At 71.8% G+C, this 7,835-nt stretch carries 9 protein-coding genes and 1 pseudogene; 6 read left to right on the top strand and 4 right to left on the bottom strand.

Annotated features, from left to right (window positions below):
* Window positions 1-213: pseudogene (locus tag VN520_RS36480) on the bottom strand (2-phospho-L-lactate guanylyltransferase); the annotation flags it as partial.
* Between the two features lie 150 nt (window positions 214-363).
* On the opposite strand from VN520_RS36480, the gene VN520_RS36475 reads away from it, so the two are divergent.
* The 3 genes from VN520_RS36475 to VN520_RS36465 are packed head-to-tail and all read left to right on the top strand — an operon-like array spanning window position 364 to window position 3,342.
* Window positions 364-1,116, top strand: coding sequence for a lysophospholipid acyltransferase family protein (locus tag VN520_RS36475; protein ID WP_325751248.1), 753 nt, complete (start codon window positions 364-366; stop codon window positions 1,114-1,116).
* Window positions 1,113-2,123 carry an NAD(P)H-dependent glycerol-3-phosphate dehydrogenase gene (locus tag VN520_RS36470; RefSeq protein ID WP_325751247.1) on the top strand — a complete coding sequence of 337 codons (1,011 nt, stop codon included), beginning with the start codon at window positions 1,113-1,115 and terminating at the stop codon, window positions 2,121-2,123. The genes VN520_RS36475 and VN520_RS36470 overlap by 4 nt, the downstream gene beginning before the upstream one ends.
* Before the next feature lie 34 nt (window positions 2,124-2,157).
* Window positions 2,158-3,342: a D-alanine--D-alanine ligase family protein gene (locus VN520_RS36465; protein WP_325751246.1), complete on the top strand. Its 1,185-nt coding sequence runs from the start codon at window positions 2,158-2,160 to the stop codon at window positions 3,340-3,342.
* A gap of 46 nt (window positions 3,343-3,388) precedes the next feature.
* Here the strand turns inward: VN520_RS36465 and VN520_RS36460 are convergent, their stop codons facing one another.
* The gene (locus VN520_RS36460) at window positions 3,389-3,877 is read right to left on the bottom strand and encodes a DUF3515 domain-containing protein (protein WP_325751245.1); all 489 of its coding nucleotides are present in this window, start codon (window positions 3,875-3,877) and stop codon (window positions 3,389-3,391) included.
* A gap of 20 nt (window positions 3,878-3,897) precedes the next feature.
* A complete protein-coding gene (locus tag VN520_RS36455; protein WP_056791028.1) occupies window positions 3,898-4,131 on the bottom strand; it encodes an Lrp/AsnC family transcriptional regulator in 234 nt (77 codons plus the stop codon).
* Between the two features lie 320 nt (window positions 4,132-4,451).
* Here VN520_RS36455 and VN520_RS36450 point away from each other — a divergent pair, with 320 nt between their 5' ends.
* Together VN520_RS36450 and thiD are read left to right on the top strand one after the other, a co-directional pair.
* Window positions 4,452-5,423, top strand: coding sequence for a thiamine-phosphate kinase (locus tag VN520_RS36450; protein ID WP_325751244.1), 972 nt, complete (start codon window positions 4,452-4,454; stop codon window positions 5,421-5,423).
* A 10-nt stretch (window positions 5,424-5,433) separates the two neighbouring features.
* The gene (gene thiD, locus VN520_RS36445; protein ID WP_325751243.1) at window positions 5,434-6,243 is read left to right on the top strand and encodes a bifunctional hydroxymethylpyrimidine kinase/phosphomethylpyrimidine kinase; all 810 of its coding nucleotides are present in this window, start codon (window positions 5,434-5,436) and stop codon (window positions 6,241-6,243) included.
* A gap of 75 nt (window positions 6,244-6,318) precedes the next feature.
* Here the strand turns inward: thiD and rpmB are convergent, their stop codons facing one another.
* Window positions 6,319-6,504 (bottom strand): 50S ribosomal protein L28, encoded by a 186-nt coding sequence (gene rpmB / locus VN520_RS36440; RefSeq protein ID WP_003965989.1) that lies wholly within the window; start codon window positions 6,502-6,504, stop codon window positions 6,319-6,321.
* Window positions 6,505-6,761: 257 nt separating this feature from the next.
* Between rpmB and VN520_RS36435 the strand changes: the two genes are divergently transcribed.
* The coding region (locus VN520_RS36435) for a DAK2 domain-containing protein (protein WP_325751242.1) at window positions 6,762-7,835 on the top strand (1,074 nt) is incomplete at its 3' end.

Below are 7,835 nucleotides of genomic sequence, written 5' to 3'. Positions count from 1 at the left end.
CGTGACGACCACCACATCCCGCACCGCCCGGCAGGCCAGCGCGGCCGACACGGTGTCCTGTGCGAACGCCAGGGCCAGGCGCGGCCGCAGGTCCCCGCCCACCGCCCGGGCGAGCCTGCTCTTGGCCCGGGCGAGCGGTTTCAGCGGGACGACCAGGGACCAGGGGCCGGTCGGGTCGGTGTTCGTGGCGATCTCCCCCTCCGTACGCGTCAGCCCTTATTCTCGCCTGCCGGTGCGACAACCCGGAGGTCCGCCCCCACGGGTGAGGCGTACGGTGTTCTCCACGCACCAGGGGGCCCCGGAGCGAGGCAGCACCACCGCGAGCCCCGCAGCATCCCCGTCCCCCCAGAGGAAGGCGTCCGAGTGTCCCGCCGTAGAATCGGCTTCTGGTACCGCCTGGCGGCGGTCATCGCGAAACCGCCCCTGGTGGTTCTGTTCAAGCGGGACTGGCGGGGAATGGAACACATTCCGGCCGACGGTGGATTCATCACCGCGGTCAATCACAACTCGTATCTGGACCCGCTTTCGTACGGGCATTTCCAGTACAACACCGGACGTGTGCCGCGGCTCCTCGCCAAGGCCCAGCTGTTCAGGACGCCTTTCGTCGGAATGATCCTGCGCGGCACCGGACAGATTCCCGTCTACCGCGAGACGACCGACGCGCTCGACGCCTTCCGGGCCGCCGTCGACGCCATCGAGCGGGGCGAGTGCGTCGCCTTCTACCCCGAAGGCACGCTCACCCGCGACCCCGGCATGTGGCCGATGGCCGGCAAGACCGGCGCCGCCCGGGTCGCGCTGATGACCAGGGCCCCGGTCATCCCCGTCGCCCAGTGGGGTGCCAACCTCGCGATGCCGCCCTACGCCAAGGAGAACAAGCTCCAGCTGTTCCCCCGCAAGACCCTGCGGGTACAGGCCGGCCCGCCGGTCGACCTCTCCCGCTACTACGGCCTGGAGCCGACGCCCGAGGTCCTGCGCCAGGCGACCGAGACCATCATGGCCGCGATCACCGCCCAGCTCGAGGAGGTGCGCGGCGAGAAGGCCCCCGCCCAGCTCTACGATCACCGCAGGGCCCGCGCCGAACAGCGGCGCAGGGCAGAGGGAAAGGGATCGACGTGACGCACCCCGCAAAGGCGGCCGTCTTCGGAACCGGCTCATGGGGTACGGCCTTCGCCATGGTCCTCGCCGACGCCGGCTGCGAGGTCACCCTCTGGGGCCGCCGCGCCGAGGTCGCCGAGGCCGTCAACACGACCCGTACCAACCCCGGCTACCTGCCGGGCGTCGAGCTGCCCGCCTCGGTCCGTGCCACGACCGATCCCGCCGAGGCACTGCGCGGCGCCGACTTCGCCGTCCTCGTCGTGCCCTCGCAGACCCTGCGCGCCAACCTCGCCGACTGGGCGCGGCACCTGGAGCCCGGCACGGTGCTCGTCTCCCTGATGAAGGGCGTCGAACTCGGCACCGCCAAGCGGATGAGCGAGGTCATCGAGGACGTCACGAAGGCCACCCCGGACAAGATCGCCGTCATCACCGGCCCCAACCTCGCCAAGGAGATCGCCGAACGCCGCCCCGCGGCCGCCGTCGTCGCCTGCTCGGACGAGGATGTCGCCCGGCGCCTCCAGACCGCCTGCCACACCCCGTACTTCCGGCCGTACACCAACACCGACGTGGTCGGCTGCGAACTCGGCGGCGCGGTGAAGAACGTCATCGGTCTCGCCGTGGGCATCGCCGACGGCATGGGCCTCGGTGACAACGCCAAGGGCTCCCTCATCACCCGTGGCCTCGCCGAGACCACCCGGCTGGGGCTCGCCATGGGCGCCGACCCGCTCACCTTCTCCGGACTGGCCGGACTCGGTGACCTGGTGGCGACGTGCTCCTCGCCGCTCTCGCGCAACCACACCTTCGGTACCAACCTCGGGCGCGGTATGACGCTCCAGGAGACCGTCGCCGCCACGAGCCAGACCGCCGAGGGCGTCAAGTCCTGCGAATCCGTGCTCGATCTGGCACGCAGGCACGACGTCGACATGCCGATCACCGAGACGGTTGTCGGCATCGTCCACGAGGGCAAGCCGCCGGTGGTCGCGCTCAAGGAGCTGATGTCGCGCAGCGCCAAGCCGGAGCGGCGCTGACTCAAGCCCTACCAGCAGGTACGCTCATCGCGATATGAGCAGCCAGAACCTCCCCCAGAGCCCTGAGAGCACCCTGAGCTCCGAGCAGAGCTCCGAGCCGGGCCGCAAGCCCCGTGTGGCCGTCGTGTTCGGCGGCCGGAGCTCCGAACACGGCATCTCGGTCGTCACGGCCGGTGCCGTCATGAGCGCCATCGACCGGACGAAGTACGACGTCCTGCCGATCGGCATCACCAGGGACGGGCGTTGGGTCCTCACGTCCGACGACCCGGCCCGCATGGCCATCACGGACCGGCGGGTGCCCGACGTGGACCAGCTGGCCGAGTCCGCGCGGGGCTCCGTGACGCTCCCGGTCGACCCCGGCAGCCGGGACGTCGTCGTGGGCGAACCGGGTGCGGTGCCCACGGCCCTGGGGGAGGTCGACGTCGTCTTCCCCATGCTCCACGGCCCCTACGGCGAGGACGGCACGCTCCAGGGCCTCCTGGAGCTCTCCGGTGTGCCCTACGTCGGCGCAGGTGTCCTGTCCTCGGCCGTCGGCCAGGACAAGGAGTACATGAAGCGGGTGTTCACCTCCTTCGGGCTGCCGGTCGGCCCCTACGAGGTCGTCCGCCCCCGGGAGTGGGAGTCGGACCGGCCCGCAGCCCGCAAGCGCATCATGGAATTCGCGGCCGAGCACGGCTGGCCGCTCTTCGTGAAGCCCGCCCGCGGCGGCTCCTCCGTGGGCATCACCAAGGTCGACGACGCCGCAGGGCTCGACGAGGCGATCGACGAGGCCCGCCGGCACGACCCCAAGTTCATCGTGGAGTCCCTGCTGCGCGGCCGGGAGATCGAGTGCGGCGTGCTGGAGTTCGAGGACGGACCGCGCGCCAGCGTGCCCGCGGAGATCCCGCCCGTCACCGCGCACGACTTCTACGACTTCGAGGCCAAGTACATCGATTCGGCGGCCGGCCTGGTCCCCGCACCGCTCACCGACGAGCAGACCGCCGAGGTGCGGCGGCTCGCCGTCGAGGCCTTCGAGGCGGCCTCCTGCGAGGGCCTGGTGCGCGCCGACTTCTTCCTCACCGAGGACGGCACGTTCGTCATCAACGAGATCAACACCATGCCGGGGTTCACCCCGATCTCCATGTTCCCCCGTATGTGGCAGGCGAGCGGTGTGGAGTACCCGGAACTGGTGGACCGGCTGATCACGTCCGCGCTGAACCGCTCCACCGGCCTGCGCTGACCTCCGAGGGCTGTCCCGCGTCCAGGGCCGTCCCGCGGGGCGGCCCTCAAAGGCTGTCGGGGACCGTCTTCCTCACGGGCACGGCGAACGCGGACAGAGGGGTGATGTCATGGGCGTACTCCGTCCCGAGCGTCACCTCGACGTACGCCTTGCGGTAGGTGGTCGTGAACCGCGGACCGGCGTCATCGCGCTGCTCCAGCAGCCAATTGACGCCGTCCGCGTCCACGGCGTCGGACTGGGGATCGTCCATCTTCGCGGGCCGCGGGACGCCGCAGCGCAGTACGATCGCCCCGTCACCCCAGCCGGCCGTCAGTTCCGAATCCGGCGAGGGATCGCTCCGTTCCAGACCGGCGACGGTCTCCGGCAGCGCCTCGTGCAGCTTCCCGCAGTACCCGGCTGCCTCCGGTGACGGGGCGGGAACCGTCACCGAGGGCTGGGCACCGCCGGAGGAACAGCCCGCCGCGGCCAGCACGAACAGGGCGGCGGACGGAGCGAGGACACGGGAACGGGGGGGCCGGCGGCGGGTGTGAGTCACCGGACCAGCGTAGACAGGGGTCAGAGGTGGACGACCGGGCAGGTCAGCGTGCGCGTGATGCCGTCCACCTGCTGGACCTTGGCGACCACCATGCGGCCGAGCGCGTCGACCGTGTCGGCCTGCGCGCGCACGATCACGTCGTAAGGGCCTGTGACGTCCTCTGCCTGGATCACTCCCGGGAGCTTCGCGATGGTCTCGGCGACGATCGACGCCTTGCCCACCTCGGTCTGGATAAGGATGTACGCCTGTACCACGGAACCTCCAGGGCGGCCACGAGGATCATGTGGGGGAAAGGGACGCCACGTTATCGCGTCGCCCCGGGCCGCGGGGAGACCTGCGGGCCGGTTGTCGCCCACAGCGTGGCGTACGCACCACAGAAGTTGACGTATCCCTTGACGGTACCGACAGCAGTGGGGGCTCGCGACCGCAAGCCCACCGGTGCGGGAGAGGGACAGTGACGCCTGCACGTCCCGGGGCCACCGGCACCCGTGGGCCGTCCGCCCACGGTCCGGGCCTCCGGCCGCTGAAGCAGCCCGGACAGGTGTCCGGTGCGATATATGAGAGGTGAGACTCGGTGAAGGGAACCGTGGGCGAGTTGGGGGAGTTCGGGCTCATCAGAGAGCTCACCTCCCGGCTCACCACCACTCCGGCGGTACGGCTGGGGCCCGGCGACGACGCCGCGGTCGTGGCCGCTCCCGACCGCAGGGTCGTGGCCAGTACGGACATCCTGCTGGAAGGGCGGCACTTCCGCCGCGACTGGTCGACGGCGTACGACGTCGGCCGCAAGGCGGCCGCCCAGAACCTCGCCGACATCGCGGCCATGGGCGCCGTGCCCACCGCGCTGCTGCTCGGTCTCGTCGTGCCGGCGGACCTGCCGGTCACCTGGGCCGCCGAGCTGATGGACGGCCTGCGCGACGAATGCCAGGTCGCCGGCGCGGCCGTGGTCGGCGGCGACGTGGTCGGCGGCGACACCATCACCGTCGCCATCACCGCGCTCGGCGACCTGCGCAACCACGAACCCGTGACCCGGGCCGGCGCACGGCCCGGGGACGTCGTGGCCGTCACCGGGTGGCTCGGCTGGTCCGCGGCCGGGTTCGCCGTGCTCTCCCGGGGATTCCGCTCGCCGCGTGCGTTCGTCGAGGCCCACCGGCGCCCCGAACCGCCTTACCACGCGGGTCCGGCGGCGGCCGGGCTCGGCGCGACGGCCATGACCGACGTCAGCGACGGACTCGTCGCCGACCTCGGCCACATCGCCGAGGCCAGCAAGGTCCGCATCGACCTGCGTTCCGGGCTCATCGACATCCCGACGCAGATGTCCGACATCGGGCAGGCCGTCGGGGTCGACCCGCTGCAGTGGGTGCTCACCGGGGGAGAGGACCACGCCATCGTGGCGACGTTCCCGTCCGACGTGAAGCTCCCCGCGCGCTGGAAGGTCATCGGAGAGGTACTCAACCCCTCGGCGCTGCCCCAGGTCACCGTCGACGGGGCGCCCTGGACGAGCAAGGGCGGCTGGGACCATTTCGGATCCATCGAGGACGCCCAGTAGATTCCGGGGCATGAGCGCACCTGCCCCGATACCGCCCCGTGTCCTCACCGTCGCCGGATCCGACTCCGGCGGCGGTGCGGGCATCCAGGCCGACCTGAAGACGATGCTCGCCCTCGGCACCCACGGAATGAGCGTACTGACCGCGGTGACCGCCCAGAACTCGCTGGGCGTGCAGGGCGCCTGGGAGCTGCCGGCGGACGCGGTCCGCGCCCAGTACCGCAGCGTCGTCGACGACATCGGCGTCCAGGCGGTGAAGACCGGCATGCTGTCCTCGGCCACCCTCGTCGACACCGTCGCGGAACTCCTCGCCCGGACCGGCGCACCCGTCGTCGTCGACCCCGTCGGGGTCTCCAAGCACGGGGACGCGCTGCTGGCCGCGGAAGCACTCGACTCCGTACGCACCAGGCTGCTGCCCGTCGCCACGGTGGCCACCCCCAACCTCGACGAGGTGGCGCAGCTCACCGGGATCACCGTCACCGACGAACCGGGGATGCGCCGGGCCGCCGCGGAGATCCTCGCGTACGGACCGCGCTGGGTGGTGATCAAGGGCGGTCATCTGCCCGGCGAAGCCGTGGACCTGCTCACGGACGGCAGCGAGGAGCACTGGCTGCGCGCCCCCAGGCACGACAACCGGCACACCCACGGCACGGGCTGCACCCTCGCCTCCGCCATCGCGTGCGGACTCGCCCGCGGCCAGGACGTCCCGACCGCCGTGCGGGGCGCGAAGGAGTACGTCACCGGCGCGATCCGGGCCGGCTTCGCGCTGGGCGGCGGGATCGGCCCCGTCGATCACGGCTGGCTCGCCCGCACCGCCCGCTGAAGCACAGCAAAAAGCCGGTCCACCGAGGTGGACCGGCTTTTTGGGCAACCGGAAGGCTGCGCTACGACGGGGACGTCAGCGCGCGACCTTGCCGGCCTTGATGCACGAGGTGCAGACGTTGAGCCGCTTCGGCGTCCGACCGACCACTGCACGCACGCGCTGGATGTTGGGATTCCAGCGACGGGACGTACGGCGGTGCGAGTGCGAAATGCTGTTGCCGAAGCTCGGCCCCTTGCCGCAAACGTCGCAGTTGGCAGCCACGGGTCACTCCAAAGACTTCAGATGCACTTACAGTGAATTCCGGCGCGCCGGAATCATTTTACTGAAGTGGCGGTACCGGAGGGATTGGCCCGGCTTTCGTCGGGCAACCGAAGCAGCATACAACGGCTGCTTCGGAGATACGAAACTACCACGGCTCCCCGAGCGCTCCGTCCCGCACCTGTGCCCGAGGGGCCCGCGCACGAGGGCTACCCTGCGGTGCAGCCAGCCCCCCACGGCCGCCCCAAGGAGGACCAACGGTGCCGCAGTCCCCCGACGCTCTCGACGCCGTCGCGGTGCGCACCTGGTGCTCACTGGCCCTGGAAGCCCTGGGCCGGGAGCGGACGGCCATCGACGCCATCAACGTCTATCCCGTCGCCGACGGGGACACCGGCACCAACCTGTATCTGACCGTCGAATCGGCGTCCGCGGCCGTCGAAGCGGTCTTCGCCGCCCATGAGACCGGCTCCACGGTGCCCGCCCCCGCCGATGCCGTACGGGCCATGGCCCACGGCGCGCTGATCGGTGCCCGGGGGAACTCCGGGACCATCCTGGCCCAGCTGCTGCGCGGCATGGCCTCCGTCCTGTCCGAGGCGGGTGACGCGGATCACCTGCGGGCCGCACTGACGGAGGCCGCCGCAGCGGCACGGCTGGCCGTCGCCCATCCCGTCGAGGGCACGGTGCTCACCGTCGCCGCGGCCGCAGCCGGGGCAGCCGGGGCCACGGACGGGAGCGCGGGCATCGAGGACGTGGTCGAGGCGGCGTACGAAGGGGCGCGTGCCGCTCTCGCCGCCACCCCCGGCCAGCTCGCCGTCCTCGGGCGCGCGGGCGTCGTGGACGCGGGCGGACAGGGCCTGGTGACCGTGCTCGGCGCACTGCTGGAAGCGGTCGGCGGACGGGCGGGGGAACACGCCGTCCTGCCCGACCCCGAGGCCCTGCCCGGGACCGGCGACTGCGCGGACGCGGATCCGGACGGCGGCCCGGCCTTCGAGGTCATCTACCTCCTGGAGGCCGCCGACGACGCGGTCGCCAGGCTGCGGAGCCGGCTGGACGCCCTGGGGGACTCCCTGGTCGTGGTCGGCGGCGACGGCCTGTGGAACGTCCACGTCCACGTCGACGACGCCGGGGCGGCCGTCGAGGCCGGGGTCGAGGCCGGCCGGCCCTACCGGATCCGGATCACGCACTTCGCCGCCGACCGGATCCGCGCCCACCGGGACCCCGTCCAGCGGGCGGTCGTCGTGGTCGTCCCCGGTGACGGGCTCTCCGGTCTGTGCGCCGAAGCAGGGGCGACCACCGTGCTGGCACGCCCCGGCGAGCCGCCCGCCAGCGGAGAA

The sequence above is a fragment of the Streptomyces sp. genome, from assembly GCF_035563135.1.
Classification (GTDB): Bacteria; Actinomycetota; Actinomycetes; order Streptomycetales; family Streptomycetaceae; genus Streptomyces.
Note: the sequence above shows the minus strand (reverse complement) of the source record. Positions and strands in the feature narration are given on the sequence as shown.

Bases quoted from the DNA above. Each gene is read 5' to 3' on its own strand.
- VN520_RS36465 (WP_325751246.1), top strand. From the start codon at position 2,158: ATGAGCAGCCAGAACCTCCCCCAGAGCCCTGAGAGCACCCTGAGCTCC.
- thiD (WP_325751243.1), top strand. From the start codon at position 5,434: ATGAGCGCACCTGCCCCGATACCGCCCCGTGTCCTCACCGTCGCCGGA.